The sequence below is a fragment of the Burkholderia ambifaria AMMD genome (assembly GCF_000203915.1).
GTDB lineage: Bacteria > Pseudomonadota > Gammaproteobacteria > Burkholderiales > Burkholderiaceae > Burkholderia > Burkholderia ambifaria.
This window is the reverse complement of the sequence record NC_008390.1, coordinates 1,297,481-1,317,844: the sequence shown is the minus strand read 5'-3', so window position 1 is coordinate 1,317,844 and position 20,364 is coordinate 1,297,481. Positions and strand designations below refer to the sequence as shown.

Annotated in this window: 20 protein-coding genes and 1 tRNA gene; 9 read left to right on the top strand and 12 right to left on the bottom strand. The window is 62.0% G+C overall.

Annotation, left to right across the window (positions count from 1 at the left end):
* Nucleotides 1-57 precede the first annotated feature (57 nt).
* The 4 genes from BAMB_RS06100 (at nucleotide 58) to BAMB_RS06085 (ending at nucleotide 4,532) form a co-directional block, all read left to right on the top strand.
* The gene (locus BAMB_RS06100) at nucleotides 58-750 is read left to right on the top strand and encodes a peptidoglycan DD-metalloendopeptidase family protein (RefSeq protein WP_011656525.1); all 693 of its coding nucleotides are present in this window, start codon (nucleotides 58-60) and stop codon (nucleotides 748-750) included.
* Nucleotides 751-1,126: 376 nt separating this feature from the next.
* Complete coding sequence (locus tag BAMB_RS06095; protein ID WP_011656524.1) at nucleotides 1,127-2,746, top strand: acyl-CoA synthetase; 1,620 nt, start codon at nucleotides 1,127-1,129, stop codon at nucleotides 2,744-2,746.
* A 78-nt stretch (nucleotides 2,747-2,824) separates the two neighbouring features.
* Nucleotides 2,825-3,151 (top strand): DUF2288 domain-containing protein, encoded by a 327-nt coding sequence (locus BAMB_RS06090; protein ID WP_041491140.1) that lies wholly within the window; start codon nucleotides 2,825-2,827, stop codon nucleotides 3,149-3,151.
* A 10-nt stretch (nucleotides 3,152-3,161) separates the two neighbouring features.
* Complete coding sequence (locus BAMB_RS06085) at nucleotides 3,162-4,532, top strand: MATE family efflux transporter (RefSeq protein WP_011656522.1); 1,371 nt, start codon at nucleotides 3,162-3,164, stop codon at nucleotides 4,530-4,532.
* Between the two features lie 19 nt (nucleotides 4,533-4,551).
* Here BAMB_RS06085 and BAMB_RS06080 read toward each other — a convergent pair whose 3' ends face one another.
* The gene (locus BAMB_RS06080) at nucleotides 4,552-4,740 is read right to left on the bottom strand and encodes a hypothetical protein (protein ID WP_011656521.1); all 189 of its coding nucleotides are present in this window, start codon (nucleotides 4,738-4,740) and stop codon (nucleotides 4,552-4,554) included.
* A 138-nt stretch (nucleotides 4,741-4,878) separates the two neighbouring features.
* Here BAMB_RS06080 and BAMB_RS35185 point away from each other — a divergent pair, with 138 nt between their 5' ends.
* Entirely contained in the window at nucleotides 4,879-5,049 is a 171-nt protein-coding gene (locus BAMB_RS35185; protein WP_006750326.1) for a hypothetical protein, read from the top strand.
* A gap of 209 nt (nucleotides 5,050-5,258) precedes the next feature.
* Here BAMB_RS35185 and BAMB_RS06075 read toward each other — a convergent pair whose 3' ends face one another.
* A complete protein-coding gene (locus tag BAMB_RS06075; RefSeq protein WP_011656520.1) occupies nucleotides 5,259-6,065 on the bottom strand; it encodes a GNAT family N-acetyltransferase in 807 nt (268 codons plus the stop codon).
* Nucleotides 6,066-6,224: 159 nt separating this feature from the next.
* The gene (gene sixA / locus BAMB_RS06070; RefSeq protein WP_041491139.1) at nucleotides 6,225-6,686 is read right to left on the bottom strand and encodes a phosphohistidine phosphatase SixA; all 462 of its coding nucleotides are present in this window, start codon (nucleotides 6,684-6,686) and stop codon (nucleotides 6,225-6,227) included.
* Nucleotides 6,687-6,847: 161 nt separating this feature from the next.
* Here sixA and BAMB_RS06065 point away from each other — a divergent pair.
* Nucleotides 6,848-6,924, top strand: a tRNA-Pro gene (locus BAMB_RS06065).
* Between the two features lie 501 nt (nucleotides 6,925-7,425).
* Nucleotides 7,426-7,653, top strand: coding sequence for a hypothetical protein (locus BAMB_RS06060; protein ID WP_041491138.1), 228 nt, complete (start codon nucleotides 7,426-7,428; stop codon nucleotides 7,651-7,653).
* A gap of 247 nt (nucleotides 7,654-7,900) precedes the next feature.
* On the opposite strand, the gene BAMB_RS06055 is transcribed toward BAMB_RS06060, so the two are convergent.
* Genes BAMB_RS06055 through BAMB_RS06040 form a run of 4 tightly spaced genes read right to left on the bottom strand, consistent with a single transcriptional unit; the run spans nucleotide 7,901 to nucleotide 13,619 of the window.
* Nucleotides 7,901-8,488 (bottom strand): suppressor of fused domain protein, encoded by a 588-nt coding sequence (locus tag BAMB_RS06055; protein WP_011656518.1) that lies wholly within the window; start codon nucleotides 8,486-8,488, stop codon nucleotides 7,901-7,903.
* A gap of 1 nt (nucleotide 8,489) precedes the next feature.
* Entirely contained in the window at nucleotides 8,490-10,160 is a 1,671-nt protein-coding gene (locus BAMB_RS06050; protein WP_011656517.1) for a PAAR-like domain-containing protein, read from the bottom strand.
* Nucleotides 10,153-11,496: a DUF2169 family type VI secretion system accessory protein gene (locus BAMB_RS06045; RefSeq protein WP_011656516.1), complete on the bottom strand. Its 1,344-nt coding sequence runs from the start codon at nucleotides 11,494-11,496 to the stop codon at nucleotides 10,153-10,155. Before BAMB_RS06045 ends, BAMB_RS06050 begins: the two co-directional genes overlap by 8 nt.
* 11 nt (nucleotides 11,497-11,507) lie before the next feature.
* Nucleotides 11,508-13,619, bottom strand: coding sequence for a type VI secretion system Vgr family protein (locus tag BAMB_RS06040; protein ID WP_011656515.1), 2,112 nt, complete (start codon nucleotides 13,617-13,619; stop codon nucleotides 11,508-11,510).
* A 140-nt stretch (nucleotides 13,620-13,759) separates the two neighbouring features.
* Here BAMB_RS06040 and tssF point away from each other — a divergent pair, with 140 nt between their 5' ends.
* Entirely contained in the window at nucleotides 13,760-15,640 is a 1,881-nt protein-coding gene (tssF, locus tag BAMB_RS06035; RefSeq protein ID WP_011656514.1) for a type VI secretion system baseplate subunit TssF, read from the top strand.
* Nucleotide 15,641: 1 nt separating this feature from the next.
* Here tssF and BAMB_RS06030 read toward each other — a convergent pair whose 3' ends face one another.
* The 4 genes from BAMB_RS06030 to BAMB_RS33040 form a co-directional block, all read right to left on the bottom strand.
* On the bottom strand, nucleotides 15,642-16,214 hold the full coding sequence (locus tag BAMB_RS06030) for a hypothetical protein (RefSeq protein WP_011656513.1): 573 nt from the start codon (nucleotides 16,212-16,214) through the stop codon (nucleotides 15,642-15,644).
* Between the two features lie 21 nt (nucleotides 16,215-16,235).
* The gene (locus BAMB_RS06025; protein ID WP_041491136.1) at nucleotides 16,236-16,613 is read right to left on the bottom strand and encodes a DUF3592 domain-containing protein; all 378 of its coding nucleotides are present in this window, start codon (nucleotides 16,611-16,613) and stop codon (nucleotides 16,236-16,238) included.
* Nucleotides 16,614-16,683: 70 nt separating this feature from the next.
* Nucleotides 16,684-16,935 carry an AcrVA2 family anti-CRISPR protein gene (locus BAMB_RS36305; protein WP_478213279.1) on the bottom strand — a complete coding sequence of 84 codons (252 nt, stop codon included), beginning with the start codon at nucleotides 16,933-16,935 and terminating at the stop codon, nucleotides 16,684-16,686.
* 50 nt (nucleotides 16,936-16,985) lie between these two features.
* Complete coding sequence (locus BAMB_RS33040; protein ID WP_050812306.1) at nucleotides 16,986-17,429, bottom strand: AcrVA2 family anti-CRISPR protein; 444 nt, start codon at nucleotides 17,427-17,429, stop codon at nucleotides 16,986-16,988.
* Nucleotides 17,430-18,225: 796 nt separating this feature from the next.
* On the opposite strand from BAMB_RS33040, the gene BAMB_RS06015 reads away from it, so the two are divergent.
* Nucleotides 18,226-18,657, top strand: coding sequence for a hypothetical protein (locus BAMB_RS06015; RefSeq protein ID WP_011656510.1), 432 nt, complete (start codon nucleotides 18,226-18,228; stop codon nucleotides 18,655-18,657).
* Between the two features lie 64 nt (nucleotides 18,658-18,721).
* Here BAMB_RS06015 and ppx read toward each other — a convergent pair whose 3' ends face one another.
* Nucleotides 18,722-20,236: an exopolyphosphatase gene (ppx, locus tag BAMB_RS06010; RefSeq protein ID WP_011656509.1), complete on the bottom strand. Its 1,515-nt coding sequence runs from the start codon at nucleotides 20,234-20,236 to the stop codon at nucleotides 18,722-18,724.
* Between the last annotated feature and the right edge of the window lie 128 nt (nucleotides 20,237-20,364).

Genomic DNA, 20,364 nt, shown 5'->3' with positions numbered 1-20,364 from the left:
AAAATCTGACGTTTTGTATTGCCTGCCGCGTCGCGCGGCAGGGTTTTGCGAGGTTCAATGTTCGGAACAACAACGAAGCGACTCGTCGCGGCCGCCTGCGCCGCGCTGCTCGTCGCGTGCGGCTCCGCGCCCGTCGGCCCGGGTTACTACCGCGTCGAGCGCGGCGACACGCTCTACAAGATCGCGCGCGCGAATCGCACGTCGATGGCGAACATCGTGCGCTGGAACCAGATCACGAACCCCGATGCGATCGAGGTCGGCCAGGTGTTGCGCGTCGCGCCGCCGCCCGGCACCACGACCGCGTCGACCACTGGCACCGGCAGCGCGGGACGCAGTCGCCCCGCGCCTTCCGCGCCGGTCGAATCGGCCGTCAAGCCGGCCAGCAGCATCGCGCTGATCTGGCCGGCCGCCGGCAACGTGGTGCGCACGTTCGACGGTTCGAAATCCAAGGGCATCGATATCGCGAACGCCGCAGGCTCACCGGTGCTGGCTGCCGCGCCGGGCACGGTCGTCTATGCGGGGAACGGATTGCGCGGCTACGGCAACCTGATCATCCTCAAGCACAACGCCGATTACCTGACGGCGTACGCACACAACCGTGCGCTGCTCGTGAAGGAAGGTCAGTCGGTCACGCAGGGGCAGACGATCGCGGAGATGGGCAACAGCGACAGCGATCGCGTCGCGCTGCATTTCGAGCTGCGTTACGGCGGCCGCTCGATCGATCCGGCACGCTACCTGCCGGCGCGCTGAACGCGCCCGGCATCGACAAGGCGACACGCGATGCCGGCATGCATCGCATGTCGTCGCGAGGAGAATCGGGAAGGTTGTGTCAGCGCTTGCGCAGACGGCCGGTGAAACGGCCGGACAACGGATCGACGCGGCTGGCAAACACCACCAGCGCCCCGATTCCGAACAGGCTGAACCCCGCAGCTATCAAAAGCAAATCCATGGTCACATCACTGTTTTGTCGTGATCTTATGCGTCATTGCGGAATCGTGCACTGAGCCGCACCCGTTGGACGAGTCCGCACATTCCCTATCTCTCGCACGCCATTGTGGTCAGGTCGCGTGAAATGTTGATGTAAACCATCGACCTGATCCGTCGATCGACATGAAGGAGACCCGCGATGCTGCCCGCCGCCGAACGCTACGACGACCTGCTCTCCCGCTTCCAGTGGGAGGTTCCGGCCCGCTACAACATCGCGGTGGACGTCTGCGACAAGTGGGCCGATGGCAGCGGACGGCTCGCGCTGATCCACGAAACGTCGCAAGGCGACGTGTCGCGCCTCACATTCGACGACCTGAGGAATGCTTCTAACCGGCTCGCGAACAGCTTTGCGCGTGCAGGTTTGCAACGCGGCGACCGGATCGCCATCTTCCTCGCGCAGGGCCCCGAAACCGCGATTGCCCATCTCGCCGCGTACAAGCTCGGCGCGATCGCGGTGCCGCTGTTCACGCTGTTCGGCACCGACGCGCTCGAATACCGGCTCGCGAACAGCGAAGCCGCCGCGCTCGTTACCGACGCGGCCGGCTATGCGAAGATCGCGCCGCTGCGCGCGCAACTGCCGACGCTGCACACGTGCTACTGCATCGGCGACGACGTGCCCGACGCGCCGGGCGTGCTGCGCTACGACGCCGCCCTCGCGGCCGAATCGCCGGACTTCGTGCCGGCTGACACCGCCGCCGACGATCCGGCGGTGATCATCTATACGTCCGGCACGACCGGCAAGCCGAAAGGCGCGCTGCACGCCCATCGCGTGCTGCTGGGCCATTTGCCGGGCGTCGAGATGTCGCAGCAATGCTTTCCGCGCGACGCGCGCCTGTTCTGGACGCCCGCCGACTGGGCGTGGATCGGCGGCCTGCTCGACGTGCTGCTGCCGTCATGGCATCACGGCGTGCCCGTGCTCGCGCGCCGCTTCGAGAAGTTCGACGGCGAGGCCGCGTTCGCGCTGATGGCGCGGCACGGCGTGACCCATGCGTTCCTGCCGCCCACCGCGCTGAAGCTGATGCGCGCGGTTCCGGCACCGCGCGAGCGCCACACGCTGGCGCTGAAATCGGTCGCGAGCGGCGGAGAGTCGCTCGGCACCGAGCTGACGGCCTGGGGACGCGACGCGCTCGGCGTGACGATCAACGAGTTCTACGGACAGACCGAATGCAACATGGTGCTGTCGTCGTGCGCCGCGCTGTTCGACGCGCAGCCCGGCGCGATCGGCAAGGCCGTGCCCGGCCATACGGTCGCGATCGTCGACGAGCAAGGCACGCCGCTGCCGCCGGGCGTCGAGGGGCGCATCGCGGTGCGCCGCCCCGACCCGGTGATGTTCATCGAATACTGGCGCAACCCCGCCGCGACGCGCGACAAGTTCGCGGGCGACTACCTGCTCACCGGCGACACCGGCACGATCGACGCGGATGGGTTCGTGCGCTTCGTCGGCCGCGATGACGACGTGATCACGAGCGCCGGCTACCGGATCGGCCCGGGGCCGATCGAGGACTGCCTGCTCACGCATCCGGCGGTGCGGATGGCGGCCGTCGTCGGCGTGCCCGACCCGACCCGCACCGAAATCGTCAAGGCGTTCGTCGTGCTGAACCCCGGCCATGTCGGCGACGACGCGCTCGTCCAGGCGCTGCAGGCGCACGTGCGCACGCGCCTCGCCGCGCACGAATACCCGCGCGCGATCGCGTTCGTCGACAGCCTGCCGATGACGGCGACCGGCAAGATCGTGCGCTGCGCGCTGCGCGACGCTTGAACCGTCGTGGGCCGTGCCGGGCGGCCGGCCGCCGGGATGGTTTATAGTGGCGCCACGCAGTCTTTCCAACGCACAACGATGTCCTCCGACCAACACGAATCCGCCGCGGGCGCGTCGCACAGCCCCCTCTACGCCAAACTCCTCGGCGAAACCGCCAAGATCGACTGGTGCGATCTCGAGCGCTTCTTCGCGCAGGGCAAGCTGCTGTCGGTCGCGCGCGATCTCGATCTCGTCAGCGTCGCGGAAGCGATTGCCGGCGACGATGCGCAACAGGTCACGCGCTGGCTGTCGTCCGGCCTCGTCGCGCGCATGCCGGCGGAAACGGCCGCCGACTTCGCGGCGCGCAATCCCGAGCTGTGGGCGGTCGTCGTGTCGCCGTGGGTCTGCGTGCAGGAACGCGCCTGACGCGTCCGCCATGTCCGATTCCGCATTACCGCACGCAGTCGGCACCGGATCGGCCGTCGTCTCGCACCGGCGCGTCCTCGCGCTCGCGTTCCCGATCGTCCTGGCGAACCTGACCCAGCCGATCCTCGGCGCGGTGGACACGGCCGTCGCCGGCCACCTCGACGGCGCGCAGTATCTCGGCGGCGTCGCGCTCGGCGGACTGTTCTTCAATTTCGTGTTCTGGGGCTTCGGCTTCCTGCGCATGGGCACGACCGGCCTCGTCGCGCAGGCGCACGGCGCCGGCGACGCGGCCGGCATCCGCCTGAACGTGCTGCGCGCGCTGATCGTCGCGTTCGCGCTCGGCGCCGCGGTGCTCGCGCTGCAGGTGCCGCTGCTGTCGTTCGCGCTGTCCGCGCTGGGCGGCAGCGACGCGGTGCGCGCAACTGCGCTGGCCTACGGCCACGCGCGGATCTGGAGCGCACCGTTCGCGCTCGCGAACTACGTCGTGCTCGGCTACCTGCTCGGCGTGCAGCGCGTGCGGCTCGCGCTCGTCGCGCAGGTCTTCATCAATGCGGTGAACATCGGTGCCGTGCTGTTGTACGTGTACGGCTTCGGCTGGGGCATTGCCGGGATCGGTGCGGCGACCGCGACCGCCGACGCATGCGGCTTCGCGCTCGGCGCCTGGATGCTATGGCAGCTGCGGCCGCGCGGCCTCGCGCCCATCCCCACGCGTGCGCTGGCGGACCGTGCGGCGCTCAAGCGGCTGATCGTGCTCAATCGCGACATCTTCCTGCGCACGATGTGCCTGCTCGGCGCGTTCGGCTGGTTCGCGCATGTCGGCGCGAAACAGGGCGATGCGACGCTCGCGGCCAACGCTTTGCTGCTGAATTTTCAGACATTCATGGCGTACGGGCTGGACGGCTTCGCGCATGCGGCCGAGGCGCTCGTCGGCGCCGCGGCCGGCGCGCGCGACCGCGCCGGATTCCGGCAGGCCGTGCGCGTCACGTTGCTGTGGTCCGCGCTCGGTGCGCTGCTGTTCGCGCTCGTCTACTGGGCGGCCGGCGGATGGATCGTCGCGCGGCTGACCGACCAGGCCGAGATCCGTGCGGTCGCGCTGCAATACCTGCCATGGGCGGCGATCTCGCCGATCGTGTCCGTGTGGGGGTTCCTGCTCGACGGCGTGTTCATCGGCGCGACGCAGACGCAATCGCTGATGCGCGCGATGGTCGCGTCGTTCGCGATCTTCATTGCCGCGACGCTGACCGTCGTCGGCCCGTTCGGCAATCACGGGCTGTGGTTCGCGCTGCTGTTGTTCATGGTCGCGCGCGGTGCGACGCTCGCACGCTACCTGCCGGCGCTCGTGCGGCGGATCAGCGCCGACGCGCCCGCGGCCGGCGCCTGACGGCCACGCGGGCCGGATGTTATTGCGCGGGTGCAGGTGCCGGCGCCGGCGCCGGCGCGCCGAGCATCGATGGCGGCGTCATGTCGGTCGGCACGCCGTGGTAATCGGCCGGATCTTGCGGCGGGTGGCCACGACGGGCCTGGCGGGGATCGCTGGAACAGCCGGCAAGAATGGACGCGGCCAGCACGGCCAGCATGAAACGGGTCATCGGGAAGGCTCTCCGGAAAACGGCGCGCCCATCGCGCGCCAGGACCGCGCCGAGTCTAGCGGAATTCCGGGTTAGGGGTCGTCCCGCGGATGTTCTAGTATGAAGGCATGGCGCTGTGCCCGTTGAAAGGAGGCTGCCATGTCGTCTGAAGAGATCGCTGGCCTGATCGGCCTGTTCGTCGGCCTGATGGTGCTCGTCGCCCTGTCGTACTTCGAATCGCGCGAATACAAGCGCAGCCACGGCGGCGAAGGGATGGTCCATCACTGGATGGCCGAACACCATCTGCTCGACTGGCGGCGCAAGCACTAGGCAAGCCGCCTGTCGTCCGGGTCGCCGCCTGCGGGACCCGCCCCGAACGTGCGCCCGCGCGCACGGCGGTTGCTGCGTACCGTTCAAATTAACAGGGCCGGATAAGCCGACCTCGTCCGAATAGCCGAACGCCGTCGCGTGGCAGGTGCCACGCGACGGCGTTCGCATGCGTGCGCGCCGCAACGGGCGCGCCGCGCGATCCGGTTTGCTCAGCCCAGGAAGTGGCGGGCGTAACGGGCGTTGATGTCCGACAGCCGGAACAGCGTCAGGAAATCCGCGCAGTTGAAGTCGGGATCCCAGGCCGGCGCGCCGCAAATCTTCGCACCGAGGCGCAGATAGCCCTTGATCAGCGGCGGCGGCGCGACGACGGTGCCCGTCTGCAGTTCGTCGACCGGCAGCGCCGTATGCGGGAACGCGCGATATTCGGGCGCCGTCAGCGCGTTAGCCGACAGCGACTGATACAGGTTCGCCGCATAGTGGCCGCCATCGGCCATCGACACGCTCGCGCAGCCGAGCATCGTCTCGTAGCCGTTCTGCATCATGTAGGCGCCGAGGCCGCCCCACAGCGCCATGATCACGGCGCCGCTGCGGTAGTCGCTGTGCACGCACGAGCGGCCGACCTCGACCATCTTTCCGCGCAGGTGAGTCAGGCGCGACAGGTCGAATTCGCCTTCCGCGTACAGACGGCCGACACGCGCGGCCTCGTGCGGCGGCAGCACGCGGTACGTGCCGACAACCTTTAGCGTGTCGAGATCGCGCACCAGCAAGTGGTCGCAATAGGCATCGAACGGATCGACGTCGAGACCGGAGGGGCCGCTGAGCTGCGCGCCCATCTCTTCGGCGAAGACGGTGTAACGCAGGCGCTGCGCCTCGCGCAATTCGTCTTCCGTGCGCGCCCATGCGGCACGCAGACGGTACTCGGATGTGACGGTTTCAGCAGCGCGCGGCAGGTGACGCCGCGTCGTGTCGAGGGGAAGCGAGGCAAAAGGGAGCGTAGGCGTCGGCAGTTCTCGCATTAGGCTTTCCTGGTCGTAAGGAATAGGACGACATGCCAGCCAATGTAGTAACTGGCCGTTACCATTCTGTGGCACGACCGTGTCCATTCAATGACGTGTCGCCGAATTGACTTTAGCAGAAAGCTTGCGAAACCGTATGATCAATACGGTCAAACCCCGTCACACAAGGTCCGGCGGCAACAACGCGCGCAGTACGGCCTGACGACTGCCGTCACGCGTCCGGCTTGCGATCCACACGATGCCGCCCTTCTTGATGCTCCAGCTGTCACCGTTGCCGGCGATCAGGTGCGCGACGACGCTGCCGAGCGTCGGCTGGTGTCCGACGATCATGACCGTCGGCGCGATGCCGTCCGGCCAGCCGGCGGCGGTCAGCACGTCGTCGACGCTGCCGCCCGGCGCGAGCGCATCGACGGTCCGGTACTGGTCGGTCAGCGCCTCGACGGTTTGCACGGTACGTGCCGCCGGGCTCGCGAGAATCACGCTGTTCGACTCGAGCCGGCCGCGCAGCCATTTAGCCATTGTCTGCGCTTCCTTGCGCCCGCGGCTCGTCAGCTGGCGCGCGAGGTCGTTTGCCGCGTAGTCTTCGGCTTCGGCGTGGCGCCACAGGATCAGGTTCATCATGATGTCTCTCCATGCATCGGCGAACGATCCGGTCGCGCAGGTGCGTGCCGGACGCTCACACTCTGAATTGTCGCCAATCGTGAACGGTTCGGGATGATGTGGGCGATATGCATAACTTGATTGACCCGATCACCCATTAGACGATAGAATATTTGGCTCGTCGGAGCGTAGCGCAGCCTGGTAGCGCATCTGATTTGGGATCAGAGGGTCGTAGGTTCGAATCCTATCGCTCCGACCAAAGGAATCAAGGGGTTACATGTCAAAAGCATGTAACCCCTTTTTCTTTAACCGATCCATGTACCCTCATGTAACCCGATTCAGCCGAGATCGAGCTACCTCGGATCCATCTCGTCCCCACCGATTTCACATCCCCCACTCCCATCCGGCGGCTATCCTGCTAGCTGAGTTTTGGATGAGACGTCAAAGTTTATAGGCTCGGGGCAATAGCCACCATGCAGAGCGCGTTCCGGACTTGCAGATCAAAGGCGGCTAATCGTCCCCGAATGTCGGCAACCCAACACTATCTCAGCCCACACTCCAATGATGCAGCAGTACCTGCGCATTGACTGACAAGGCTTATCCCTGAAAGCTACGCGAAGACCTACGCTGAGGCCGCTAACGCCACAATTCAATGCCGGGAGAACTCGTTGGCTGATCTCGTGGCGCTGCAAGCCCCATCGACCACGAAATCGCTAATTCGCTAATCATTCCGACACCGGAAGCATGGCGGACTGCTGAGATGATCGTAACGCGTACTGGCGAGCGGGACCGCCTCGAAATGGAGATCACGAACCCGGACGGGATGATGGACATCGTCCTGCCGACGAAGGAGATCATTTCCGCTCTTCAGCAATTGGTTGACTTGCATTGCGGACAGAGGGAAGTTTGGGTAAAGGCCGTGTACTCAGTGGCAATGATCGAGTCTGCACAATGGCGCTACTCCGCAACCTTCGAGTACGCGACATGAGCCGGCGTAACGGCCTAGACCGGAGGCGGTAGCTGTCACTCGCCATCGCCAGCAACTGGCCGGATGGCGAACTTCGAGCAATCTTGTTCGAGCCGCTGGTAAACTCGGGCTCCCGCCCATTGCTGTTGCAAATCCGCAGGACGCAAAAAAGCCCGCTCGCAGCGGGCTTTTCATGCGCAATTCGCCAAGCAATCCAAATGCCGCGCACATAACGCACAATGTGAGAACATCGGAAAGCACGGTTCCTCTACATCGAGGCCCGGTACAAATCGAAAACGTCTACGTCCGCTTGCTCAAGCAAATCCTCAAACTCACTCTCTCCTCGCGCACGAAGGATTTCCAGCTCAGCCTTCGAAATAGGAATCCCTTGTAACCAATTGACCTTTACTCCACTGTCCAATTCAAGTTGCTTAAAATGCCCTTCGCTCCACAAGAATGGTGCAGTCAAGTACAAGTGCGGGACTAATGTGTCGCTGTAGTATTCTGCAACATACCCTTCCAGCACACTCCCCGGCATCACCGCCCGCCGCGATCGCATCAGCGCAAAAACAGCGGAGGCAAGCACATTAGGCCACTGCTCAATATCAACGGGCATCGCGCCACACAACTCAACTCGAGTACCCAATTCCGTCTCGTTCCCCAAAACAGTCTCAAATAGACCTATCGTGCTGTACGACACGAGATCAGGTTCGGGGGAGTCCGCGACCGAAAGTACATCAACAGCCATGGGCAAATCATCATGCAGATATTCCTGCACCTTGGGTTTACCGCCGAACACCGATAAGGCATGCCGCCCCACGGCTTTTCGATCAGCAGAAATTGGGCCTTTTGTCATGTCACGGTCCGAAATAGTCATCCGTCAAGTCTTCGCCTACGTGACTGCGATTGGACGAAGGAAGTTCAGGTCGATAATGGCTGGGATCATTATACTCATCAAGGAACTGTTTGCGCGTGAGATCACGTTCTGCAGCACTGATCACGTGCTTTCTGTGCTCAAGCCCCGGCTTGTGCCCCATGTCCCAAGGATCATCAGGATTCATTTCCTTCTCGGTCATCGGATCTCGAACCTTGCCATCAGGGCTCTTCTTCTTCGCATCTTCCCACGCCTTTTCACGCACACCCTTGCGGAACTTTCCTCGCTTGTAGCGTGGATCTTTGGACGGTTCGACCTTAAGCCCGTTTCCCGCCGGTTTTGCGTCCGCACTCCCGGCCTTTGCTGCATCGGCCGCTCCCTCGGTTGCCTCTCCCCCCTTCGACGCAGCCCCACCGATGTCCGAGGCTTTGCCCGCTTGACCAGCCGCCTCGGCAACCTCGCCCGTCTTCCCAGCCGCGCTCGCAACTTCTCCCGCTTTTCCCGCGACATTTGCAACGTCAGCAACCTCACCTGCCTTTCCCGCAACATTCACCGCCTCGCCAACCTTCCCTGCCACATTCCCCACTTCTCCGACCTTGCCGGCTGCGCCGACTCCACCAACAAACAATCCGCCGATGTCGACCGCGCCGCGCCCAAGCGCCTCGCCATAGTTGCCCTGACCCCACGCCTCCATGTACGGCTTGGTGATGCCGTCGACGATCGCCCCCGGATGATCGTAGATCGCCTGCGCCGTCTTTCCGGCGGAGTCCAGCGTTTGCGAGTAGCCGTGATAGTCGTACAGACCCGTCAGATCGGACAAGCCCTCGGCAGCCTGCGACAAAGGCGATAGCTTGGCTGCCCCGACGCCTAACCCAACCAAGCCCTTACCCATATCCCACACTGCACCGCCGGCTCCCTTAAAGAACCCGCCGACCTGATGCATGACGCCCTTCTCGGGTGGCGGATTGGCATCGCCCACGACGTTCCCGCTCGCATCGACCGAGCTTCCCGGCCCGGGAGCGGTCACGTAGGTACCCGTACAGTTGCCGGAATTCATCGTGCAGGGATCACCGTCACGAATGACCGGATGGCCACCCGCGCGAACCGTCGTGCTTCCCTTCGTCGGCTTAGTCTCGCCTCCCACGGTACCGGAACCCACCCCATCGGCAGAGCCCGCCTCGTCGCCCGTACATGTCGGGACCACACTCTGATCGAGCACGTACGCCGGCTTTCCGTTGAATCGCACGCTCGGCACGACGCCCGATGATCCGCTCAGATCCGAGACGACCTGATAGGGCACCGGCGGCGTCGAGCTACCCATCGGCGTCTTGCAGACGTCAGGCGTGCTACTGACCGCCTTGAAGCTACCGTCCTGTCTCGACGCAATCCGATTACCCTTGGAGAAATGATCGGACGGTTGTGCCTTATCCAGCGGCTTATAGACGCCAGTTTCAAAGCGCCTTTGAACTGACTTCCCCGCCTCGTCAAATATATCCCGCAGGTCGGAACGGTGGCTCCACGGATTCGGTGTATTCCATAGCGCATCCAGATTCTTCACCGCGTCGCGGGCCTGCTCGACACTCTGGATGTTGAAGTGCTCACGGAAAACGTCGCCTGCGTCGCCGGTGATGGTGAAAGTCAGTGGTTCAGCCATGCCGCACTCCCGCTGATCCGATCGAGCTTGCCGGCGAACGCACGGCAAGTCGCTCCAAGTCGGCATGGTTCACAAACCTTGCCTCAAAGCGCTGCGCACGCGCGGATTTCATCAGCGTCGCACGCCAGACCAACGTCACCACGGGCTTCGCCGTATCTGACACGTCGACAGACAGCGTATCGAGCAGCAGCGGCGCGAACTTGAGCGACTGGTCGGTGTAGACCCATCCCATCGGTAGATGTCCTGGCAAGGCGATGCGCAGGATCGTATTGCCACGCTCGTCGACGGTCGATCCGGGCGTGCCGGCGGGAACAAGATTCGTCAGCACGATCGTCTCGTTACCCTTCAGGTGCGGCACCTGCATCAGCGGATGCGCGCCGTTCCAGTACCTGAACTGAAAGTCGTCTGGTAAGCCCGGATGGCATTCAGCGAGCCACTGATCATCGTAGGTGCCAGCAAGCTCACGCCTCGATCCCCACGCTTTCCCGACGATACCGAAGCCGACCGGATGCAGCGACGGATGCGGCTGCCCATTCGAAGCTGCTAGCCATGCTTGTATCGAGATGGGTTCACTGCTGGCTTCGATCTGCGGCGCAGCGACCTTTTGCTGCTTCGTCGCGGTAAGGAACCAACGCTCAGCAAACCCCAGACCGACCGGATTGTCTTCGCAGGCCGTATGCGCCACCGGAACGCTGTCTTGATCGGGATGTGCAGCCAGCTGTTTGTCATTGAGCCGAGATGCCTTAGGCACACGTTTCGCAGCCTGATCCTGCGCGTCGACCCGACACTGCCCGCCCCATGCGTATTCGTAACGCATAGGCAGCGCTGCGATTGGCTCGGGCGGCGTCAGCCACCAGTCGACGGGACGCACGATGCCGAGCGAGGCGATCTTCACGAGTCGATTCATGCTTCGACCAAGCATCGACCGCCGAGCAAAGTACCTTTGGCCTGTCACGGACAGCCTGCGATCTAGCAAGACTTTCGTCGTCGGCACACCCGCGTCGTCTTCGGATCGCATGGGCGCCGATACAATTCGAACACCCGCCATGAAGCGCGGCACCGATCGCCCCTGCGGCGCGTAGGCCGTCCCGTTGATCAGTACATCGCAAAGCGGTTTATATGGCGCGAGATCGCTTTCCTCTGCCACGCTGGACTGATTCGGCTCGCCGTGGAAGCGATCTGATGTCGAGAGCGGGGTCTGCTTCTGCGCCAGCACCAATGAGCCATTGCGCAAATCGAAAGTCTGCCGCAATACAACGGTATGGAAGGATCCGCCGTCCGGCGCAAACGATTCGAACGCCAATGCCGGGAAAGGCGTGTGATTGGAGAACTCCATCGCCGCTCCCGTCAGTTGACGTCGACATCCTTGCCGTTGATCTGCACCGGCCCAGAGCCCTCGATCAACAGTTGCGTGCCGCGCAGCGTGATGTGTCCGTTGCTCTCCATGATGAGCACCGAGCTACCGGTCTTCAACTCGATCCGGTCGCCAGCCGTGATCGTGTACGTCTTGCCGACCATCGTGGTCTTCGACAACCCCACTTCTTCGGCACTGGCGAGCCCCGCCGACGTATTGACTGCGCCGGCCACCGTCACCTGATAGCCACCACCCACGGTCAGTGCCTTTGCGAGCCCCACCGTTTCCGTCGACGTCAATGCGATCAACAGGTTCTCCATCCCCTGGATCGTTTCATTCCGATTGCCGCCGACCGTCAGTGTTTCGTTATTGCCAACGGTTTCCGTCCGATCCACGCCGATATGGATGGTCTCGTTGTTATCGACCGTCTCGGTCCGATCGTGGCCGACATGAACCGTCTCATCGTGATCGATATTCTTGCGACGATCATTGCCGACCCAGTGCGACTCGTCGTGCTCGACCTCGATGCGCTGATCCTTCTCGGCATGCAGCCACACCTCTTCCGCGCCCTTCTTGTCCTCGAACCGAATTGCATTGGCGGTATTGACGTTACCGGTCTTGGTCGAGCGCGTGAGAATCCCGCTCTGCGTCGCGTTGGCCGGAAGTTCCCAAGGCGGCATGTTCTGCGAGTTGTAGACGCGCGACGTTACCAGCGGACGGTCCGGATTTCCGTCAAGAAAACTCACGACCACTTCGTCCCCGATTCGCGGAATCTGAACCATGCCAAACCCGCTACCCGCCCACGGCTGACTCACCCGCACCCAGCATGAGCTGCCCTGATCGCGCTTGCCGAGGCGATCCCAGTGAAACTGGACCTTCACGCGGCCCAGGCTATCGGTATAAATCTCCTCGCCTTTCGGGCCGACGACGATCGCCGTCTGCGGCCCGACAATCGTCGGACGCTCGCCCTCGAACGCCGGACGGTACGGAATTTTCTTGCGAATGCAGGTAAAGCTACATGAGTACGCCGAACTTCCCTCGCCGGGCTCATAGTTGTTCGTGCCGGTGTGCGATACAGTCAGCAACAGAAACTGGCGGTCTTCCTGTTTGGTACTCCCATGATCGTAGTGGTCGTCCAGCTCGAAGTATCGGCACGGCATCATCCGCCGACTAGTTGTCACCCCGGAGAACGTCTTGCTGTGCGCGGCGAGCGCCTCTGTTCGGAAGCGCGTGAGTTCCTCACCCCGATCGCTATCGGCAAAGCCATGTTCCCCAAGATAGTCGTAGATTTCGTAGGAAGGCACCTCGCCTTGGTTGACCGCTGTCCCGCCCGAAGCGAATCGCCGTGCCTGAGGGATCTTGTAGTCGAAGGTCTTCAATCCCACCGTGCTAGGGGCAAGGTGACGTTGCGCCTGAAACGACGTGACGACGGCCAGATTATCGAGCGGCTCGTCCTGGTTGTACTGTAATGACGGACTGCGCCCGTCGATCGGCTTGGCCGTCACCGAGTTATCCGCGATGATCAGCTTATGCCCGTCCTTAGCGTGCTCGAAGTAGTAGAACAGGCCATCCTCTCGCATCAGCCGTTCGACAAACGCAAGGTCCGTCTCTCGGTACTGAGTGCAATAGCTGCGATTCGTCGTTCCCTTCGACAGACGGAACTCGAACGACGCGAGCTTTCCATACTCCCGGAACACACGTGAGAGGATCGCCTCGGTGTTCTCTTCCTGGAAGATCCGGATGTCCTGTCGACGAGAGAGCATCCAGAGCCACGGCAGAATCGTCGCGCTATACATCGCAAAACCGCCATCGGTGTCGAGATGCGAAAACGCTGCAACATATCCGTGGAAATAGCGCTCTTCGGAACTGGCGAGCGCATCGGTCAACTGCAAGGTAATCGTCACCGGCTGACCGATCAACTTTTTCAGTTCGATGTTCTTATCTTGAGACGCGAGTCGAACGTGGGTCTCGAAATTCTGAGATAACCCCTCGGTACAATGGAAGTCAACGAGCACCAAATCCGATCGACCTTTCAATGGCGTTTCGATCGTAAACAGGCGATTGCTCTGGAGCTGGAAGAAGCTCGCAATTTCTGACATTTGCATATGTAGCCTCGGAATCTCTCAGGAGGGGCTGTTTTTTGTCGGCGGAGCCATTCTAATATGGCTGAGCATCGTTTGAACCAGATCTCGACTCTGAAAAAATAGGGCCGGGAATAGTGTGGACTATTGAACTTTCGTAGCAAATGGACCATCTGCTGTCACATTACGAACGCGAAGTTGGGATACTGGTCCGTCATCTGGCGCAATTCTCCCGGCGCTTTCCCAAGATCGCGGCTCGCCTCGGCATTGCCGGCGCTCACGTCGAGGACCTGCATGTCGATCGAATGATGCAGACATTCGCACTGCTGGCTGCACGCATCGATGCGAAACTCGACGACGACTATCCGCAATTCACCGAAGCCCTTCTCGAAGTGGCCTATCCGCAGTACCTGCGCACCATTCCATCATGCGCGCTCGCCTCGTTCGATCCGTCGAACATGTTTGGCCAGCTGACCGAACCAATCACCATTGCACGCGGCACGATGCTTGACGCCAACGCGGCACCCTGTCGATTTCGAACCGTATACGACGTGGCGTTGTCACCATTGCGCGTTCATTCGGCGCGTTATTCGCCTGCTACGCTCGCGCCCGCATCCGCACGCATTCCCGCAGAAGTCACTGGCATCATTTCGATTAGCTTTGCGAGCGAGGCGGCATCCCAGCTCTTCGACGACGCAACCCCGTCCGGCCCTATTCGCATACATCTGGCTGGAGACAGACCGTTGGTCGTTGCACTGACCGATGCACTGCTGCTTCGGGCGTCGAGTGCGTATGTGGAAGTTGACGACAGCGGGCGCTGGATCAGCTTGTCGAAAGTCCCCGTCGAGGCAGTAGGCTTTGGCAACGACGAGCATCTGTTGCCCGACGAAAAACCGACCAGCTCACGGTCTTTCCAGAGCCTGATGGAGTATTTCGCCTATCCGGAAAAATTCGATTTCGTCGACGTCGATCTGGGTCGAATCCGCCGCGGTGCACGCGCCCCCGAAGCGCAGCGCCTAACGCTCCACGTTGCTGTGCAAGGTACGCCCAGCGATTCTGTCGCTGCTCAGATCCTGACAACGCTACGCACAAGCGCATTCCGGCTGTTCTGTACACCCGTCGTCAATCTGTTCGAACGCGCGGCAATCCCGATCCAGCTAACCAGCAGTGATGCGGCCTATCCCATCGTCCCGCTTCCGTTGGCGACTGGGGTCCCGCTCAGCGTCTATTCGATCACAGGCGTGTATCTGGGTGATCGAACGGAATCAGAGAAGGACAAGGTGCCTGCTGTCGAGCGCCCGACCTCCAGAACTCGAGTATTGCCGTTTCGCGCGTTTAGTCACACTCAGTCCCCGGAGGCCTCCACCGTGTACTGGGTCGCCGGCCGAGATCCGGAAGCTGCGCCAAGCGCTGCACTTACAACACCACTACTGACGTTGCTGAATTTAAACGGTCATCCTGCGAATCCGCAACATCCACAGGTCGACGTTGACGTGCTAGCAACAAACGGAGAGTTGCCATCGCGCTTGCAAATCGGCGCGCCAGATAGCGATCTTCTGTACGAAGGCTCAGCGCTTGCATGCCCCATTACCCTTCTTTCACGACCAACCTTGCCGGCATCCCTGCCGCGTGGACACGGAGCTTTATGGCGCGTCCTGTCGACCTTGGCACCTCACCCGCTCGATTTGACGCGATCCGGATTGCCGGCCTTGAAGGACTTTCTCCGACAGCATGCCCCGCGTTCCAGCGTGGTTGCTCAACGTTGCATCGACGCCATCGTATCCCTCGACTACAAGCCGGCGATCAGGTGGATGTCTCTCGACAACCAGTTCCCGTCATTTGTTCGCGGCGTGGAAATCCTGCTTTCATTCTCGGAGGCCACGACAAGAGACATCAGCCTGTATCGGTTCTCGTTGATCATGGGCCAGTTCTTCGGCCCATACGCCCATTCAAACAGCTACGTTCAACTGGTCGTGTTGTCGGCCGAGAGCGGCAAAGAGCTTTTGCGATGCACGCCGCGCGCTGGAACGCAACCACTGGTCTAGCTCAGTGAACATACCCGGCAAGAATCCCGATACTGCCTCCAGCTTGGAAACCCACTGTCTGCCCACGCATGAACAATACAGCTGGCGCCTCGGAAATTGCTCGCGTGAGCAACCAGCTGAAGCCGGGGTTTGATAGCCCGGCTGCCATCAATGCGGGGTTCATGCCAAGCAACATTGCATCACCCGCCCAGCCGTAAAGCGCTGACAGAGACCCGTCGACATAAATCGTTCCACCCTGAAAATCCGATCGTGACAGCTCTGTACCGCGAAATGCGCTCGTCATGTAGATGCTGCCGTAACTCGGGAAGTCCAACGTGGAGCCCGCCGCCCCGACGCTGCGGCCCCGGATCGGCGGCAACTTGATTTCCGGTATCGAGAACTTCGGCAATTTGATTTTCGGGATCTTAAAGCCTGCGCCGATTCCGATGCCAACGCCACCGTAGTAGAAGCTCCGATCGCGCTTCTCAGGGTCAGTCAGCACGATCGTGCCGCCCGTTGCCATAACGATCTCAACACTCAGGCCACCACCTGCCCCGGTGTTATAGGTCCACTTGCTCAGGCTCAAAAATGACATGCCCGCGCCCCAGTGATCTGGTTATTGTCGTGACGGAAGGTTGATCAACCCACAAACGATGAAGCCCAATCCGAAGACAGCGAAAAAGACCACATTCCCCCAGATCGCATCGAATCGATCGATTCTCGCTGTCGGAATCGGATTCTCGGCGAGATAACGCACCTGCGGTCGATCGCCGACAGCCATTTTCGACACGATCCCGCCCTGCGGATACGAGACGTGTTCCCCGGCCTTCGTCACGAACTCGATTTCCGGGTGATACCCGCCCGCGTTCAACTTCACCACTTCGCCGGGCACCATGATCGACGTCCGCATGAATTCCCGCGTCAGTTGGACGTTTATCGCCGCTGCGATCAAAAAGCCGACTCCGATCACGACAAAGGCTACGGCCTTGTACATAAATGCGCTCGCTCGTTCGTCAAATAGCAGTCGGAATCATACACAACGTGGCCCCGCAAGCCGAACTACCTCACGACATCCCGTCCCGAAAAGGACTAGAACGTAAGCCTGTCGGAACGCACGATCGTCGGCCCGACAAAAATGACCTGCGTAGCGACGATTGAGGGCCGTATGGCTGCATCTTGAAATGCGGACGACGCCAGTGTGGGCTCTTTTCGTGATGCGTTCCGCCAGCCTCGCCATTTTTCCGCGCGAGCCGCTTCCCAGATCGGCAGGCCTCACGATATGTCGATCGTACAAATACTCGATCTCTGCGAGTCACTCTCGACGCTTGCGCTGCTCTAGCCCCTTGAACTCGCTCGGCGCCCGACTCTAAGCAAGATCGGCCTCGACATGCGCATCAGGGAGTTTCAGATACAAAATCAGTTTTACAACGTACTCGAAAACCTGCTGCCAGTACGCGAGATCCGCCTCGCGCTTCTCGGGCGCACATTGGCTGTTTAGATCCTCCAGAATCTGTTTGACCGTGCGATCCGACTCATCCACCGGATAAGTGATCAATTGCGTACGAAAGTCGCCGCTACTGAACTCTTGCCAAGTCACCATCCTTAACTGGTCGCCGGTTGTCGTCCCTGATTCGAGCCTACGCCGGAACAACACAATCGCGCGGACTCCATCGTCTCTGTATCCTTGCCACGCAGAATTGGGAACGACGCGAAGCGCAGGTGCCGGAAACTCAACCAGACCGATCGGCACGTCGTCTGCAATGTAGGCGCTATCCAGCAATCGATGAAGTGCGGCTGTCGGCTCGTACATCGCACCGTTGCTGGCATGGTAAATCTGCCGAGTCAAGCTACGACGGGCATTTTCCAGATCCTGCGGGTCTAGGCTGGTGGCAAAGGATCGAACACATGTCTTTACGAATCTCGGAAATTCGTTGAAGAGCAGATCTATTGAGTATGACGCGAGCATCACCTGAAAATTAAACTGCCAAACGTTTTGTCATCCATCAAAATAGAGAACCCGACGGAACAACTACCACGCTGGTCGCCTGGCCCTTCCCGGCTCGCCTTCGGGGTTCAATCCGACGCTCTTCTGGACGAACTCGGTCGCGAACTCGCACGCAACGTCCGTGTGTCAGACTTTTCCGCCCTACCGGAAATCGACTTTACCCAGCCGTGAGAGGTTACCGATCTATTTCGCCGCCGCTGCCGCCAGCGTACCAGCTATAGGGCCGGTCAATTCGCGATGCTGCCTTCATCGCGGCAGTTGGGGCGAAAAACCTCCCTCTGATCGGTAACCGAACTGAAGCAGGATGATCAAGAGGAAATAACCGACTCTCATGCCCGCATCAACAAGAAATAATATATCGAAGGTTGAGGCACCGACTCCATAATGGTCTCTTCAATTGGAAAATTTTTCCTTACTTCATGGACTAGATTTTCGGGGAATCTCAATGCTCTGCATAGGCAATATTTCGCCCGCGCACGACGAACGCTGTATTCCATTGACGTCGTGCCATGCTTTCACTATCGCCCAGTTCCACCCTCCCCCCGCGCACGAATCTTGCGAGAACACGCGATAATATCCGTGACCAAACCCGCACCCGAGCATGAAAAACAACGTTCTCAAGACCGCCCTGTTCGGCGCGCTGCTCACATTCGGCGCGTCCGGCGTCGCGTCGGCCAAGTCGCTCGACGACGCGCTCGACTGCCATTCGAACGGCCACAAGTTCGTCGCGCCGCTGCTCGCGGCCGGCGACATCCAGTCGGAGCCGATGCACGTCGAAGCGAATTCGGTGAACGCATTCCGCACGAACCATCCGCTGACCGCCTACGGCTTCGGCGTCTACGTCGTGCTTGGCTACCAGGCGAACGACCCGATCTTCCAGCCGGGCGACGGCACGCCGATCGGCAACTGGGCGTATGGCGTCGTGGTGCGTGGCACGAAGAGTGCCGTCGAACAGGCCGTGCGCAAGGCCGGCAGCGACGCGACCGTCAAGCAGGCGTTCCCGTTCCTGACCGCGATCGTGTGCTCGGACTGAGCGCGTCGCAAGGAAAGCAGCGCAAACTCGCCGCGCCGGTGTCGCTCGCCGGAAGCCCGCCTCGTTACGCGCCCGTATAAACCACGCGATACGGAATGCCGACCTTCTCCCACTCGGCCGCTTCCTGGCTGAGGCTGTAGTCGGTCAGCGGGTTCTGCTCGACCCACGCGCTCGGCAGGCGCACTTCATACCCGCCCTTCTTCATCTGCGACACGGAAATGTCCGGCAGCCCGGCATCGGTCCGGCGCCGGCACAGCAGCGCCGCGAGCCGCAGGCAGAACAGCAGCGGCCATTCGACGTCGCGTGCCTGCGACAGCTTGCCGAGCTTGCCCGCGTGCCCGAGCACGAGCGCGGCAAGCCGCGCCTGGTCGGTGCGCGAGAAACCCGGCATGTCGGCGTTGCTCGCGATATAGGCCGAATGCTTGTGGTACGAACTGTGCGAGATCGACAGCCCGATCTCATGCAACGCGGCGGCCCAGCCGAGGAACATCCGGCCTTCCTCGCGCGCTTCGTCGTCGGCTTCATCGAGCTCGTCGTAGAACCGCACCGCAAGCGCACCAATGCGCTCGGCCTGCGCGCGATCGACGCCGTAGCGGCGCGTGAAACCCTCGACGGTCACCGCGCGCATGTCCTCGTGCTGGGTCCGGCCGAGCAGGTCGTACAGCACGCCGAGACGCAGCGCGCCGTCGGTGGTATCGACATAGTCGACACCGAGTTCCTCGAATACCGCGAGCATGATCGCGAGGCCGCCGGCGAGCACCGGCACGCGGTCGGGCTTCAGCGCGATCAGCTTCAGCCGGTTCACGTTCTCGGACTTGATCAGCGCACGCTTCAGGCGTTCGAGCCCGCCGCGCGAAATGCCGTGCGTGATGCCCGCGTCGTTGAAGCCGTTCGCCTCGACGAGCTCCGCGAGCGCACGCGCGGTGCCGGATGAACCGATCGCCTGGTCCCAGCCGGCCTTCTTGTACTCGCTGGAAATGATCTGGATCTCGCGCTTGGCCGCGAGTTCGGCCTGCCGCATCGTGTATTCGTCGACGTTGCCGGCTGGAAAGAACGCACGGCTGTGGCTCACGCAGCCGATGTAGAGGCTCTCCATCACGATCGGCGTGTAGTGCGAGCCGATGATGAATTCGGTCGAGCCGCCGCCGATGTCGACGACGAGCCGCTTGCCGGCGCTCGCCGGCACCGAATGCGCGGCACCCGCGTAGATCAGGCGCGCCTCTTCGCGGCCGGCGATCACTTCGATCGGAAAACCGAGCGCCGCTTCGGCCTCGCCGAGGAATTCGGCCGCGTTCTTCGCGACGCGCAGCGTGTTGGTCGCCACCGCCCGCACGTGATCGGGGTGGAAATCGCGCAGGCGCTCGCCGAACCGCTTGAGCGCCTCCCAGCCACGCTCCTGCGACGCGCGATCGAGCATCTTGTCGCTCGACAGGCCCGCGGCCAGTCGAACGGGCTCGCGCAGCGCATCGACGGGATAGATCTGGCTGCCCGCCGGGGTTTCCTCGACGCGCCCGACGATCAGCCGGAAGCTGTTCGAGCCGAGATCGACGGCAGCCAGCAAGTGGGGGGATGTAACCATCAGAAGGGGGCTCCGTGCGCGTTCGCCCGCGCCAGCCGCTGCGGCCACGCTGGACGATCAATCGAAGGCGATATTTTAAGCGTGGAACGCTTGCCGTAGCCACGCTTCACGGGCATGTACCCGGGTAG

What these genes read in the sequence shown, in the direction of transcription:
- BAMB_RS06030 (WP_011656513.1), bottom strand. Translation starts at nt 16,214, where the DNA reads ATGTCATTTTTGAGCCTGAGCAAGTGGACCTATAACACCGGGGCAGGT.
- ppx (WP_011656509.1), bottom strand. Translation starts at nt 20,236, where the DNA reads ATGGTTACATCCCCCCACTTGCTGGCTGCCGTCGATCTCGGCTCGAAC.
- BAMB_RS06075 (WP_011656520.1), bottom strand. Translation starts at nt 6,065, where the DNA reads ATGCGAGAACTGCCGACGCCTACGCTCCCTTTTGCCTCGCTTCCCCTC.
- BAMB_RS06040 (WP_011656515.1), bottom strand. Translation starts at nt 13,619, where the DNA reads ATGCAAATGTCAGAAATTGCGAGCTTCTTCCAGCTCCAGAGCAATCGC.
- BAMB_RS06095 (WP_011656524.1), top strand. Translation starts at nt 1,127, where the DNA reads ATGCTGCCCGCCGCCGAACGCTACGACGACCTGCTCTCCCGCTTCCAG.
- BAMB_RS06100 (WP_011656525.1), top strand. Translation starts at nt 58, where the DNA reads ATGTTCGGAACAACAACGAAGCGACTCGTCGCGGCCGCCTGCGCCGCG.
- sixA (WP_041491139.1), bottom strand. Translation starts at nt 6,686, where the DNA reads ATGATGAACCTGATCCTGTGGCGCCACGCCGAAGCCGAAGACTACGCG.
- BAMB_RS06045 (WP_011656516.1), bottom strand. Translation starts at nt 11,496, where the DNA reads ATGGAGTTCTCCAATCACACGCCTTTCCCGGCATTGGCGTTCGAATCG.
- BAMB_RS06055 (WP_011656518.1), bottom strand. Translation starts at nt 8,488, where the DNA reads ATGACAAAAGGCCCAATTTCTGCTGATCGAAAAGCCGTGGGGCGGCAT.
- BAMB_RS06015 (WP_011656510.1), top strand. Translation starts at nt 18,226, where the DNA reads ATGAAAAACAACGTTCTCAAGACCGCCCTGTTCGGCGCGCTGCTCACA.
- BAMB_RS06050 (WP_011656517.1), bottom strand. Translation starts at nt 10,160, where the DNA reads ATGGCTGAACCACTGACTTTCACCATCACCGGCGACGCAGGCGACGTT.
- BAMB_RS33040 (WP_050812306.1), bottom strand. Translation starts at nt 17,429, where the DNA reads ATGTACGAGCCGACAGCCGCACTTCATCGATTGCTGGATAGCGCCTAC.
- tssF (WP_011656514.1), top strand. Translation starts at nt 13,760, where the DNA reads ATGGACCATCTGCTGTCACATTACGAACGCGAAGTTGGGATACTGGTC.
- BAMB_RS06060 (WP_041491138.1), top strand. Translation starts at nt 7,426, where the DNA reads ATGATCGTAACGCGTACTGGCGAGCGGGACCGCCTCGAAATGGAGATC.
- BAMB_RS06025 (WP_041491136.1), bottom strand. Translation starts at nt 16,613, where the DNA reads ATGTACAAGGCCGTAGCCTTTGTCGTGATCGGAGTCGGCTTTTTGATC.
- BAMB_RS06090 (WP_041491140.1), top strand. Translation starts at nt 2,825, where the DNA reads ATGTCCTCCGACCAACACGAATCCGCCGCGGGCGCGTCGCACAGCCCC.
- BAMB_RS35185 (WP_006750326.1), top strand. Translation starts at nt 4,879, where the DNA reads ATGTCGTCTGAAGAGATCGCTGGCCTGATCGGCCTGTTCGTCGGCCTG.
- BAMB_RS06080 (WP_011656521.1), bottom strand. Translation starts at nt 4,740, where the DNA reads ATGACCCGTTTCATGCTGGCCGTGCTGGCCGCGTCCATTCTTGCCGGC.
- BAMB_RS06085 (WP_011656522.1), top strand. Translation starts at nt 3,162, where the DNA reads ATGTCCGATTCCGCATTACCGCACGCAGTCGGCACCGGATCGGCCGTC.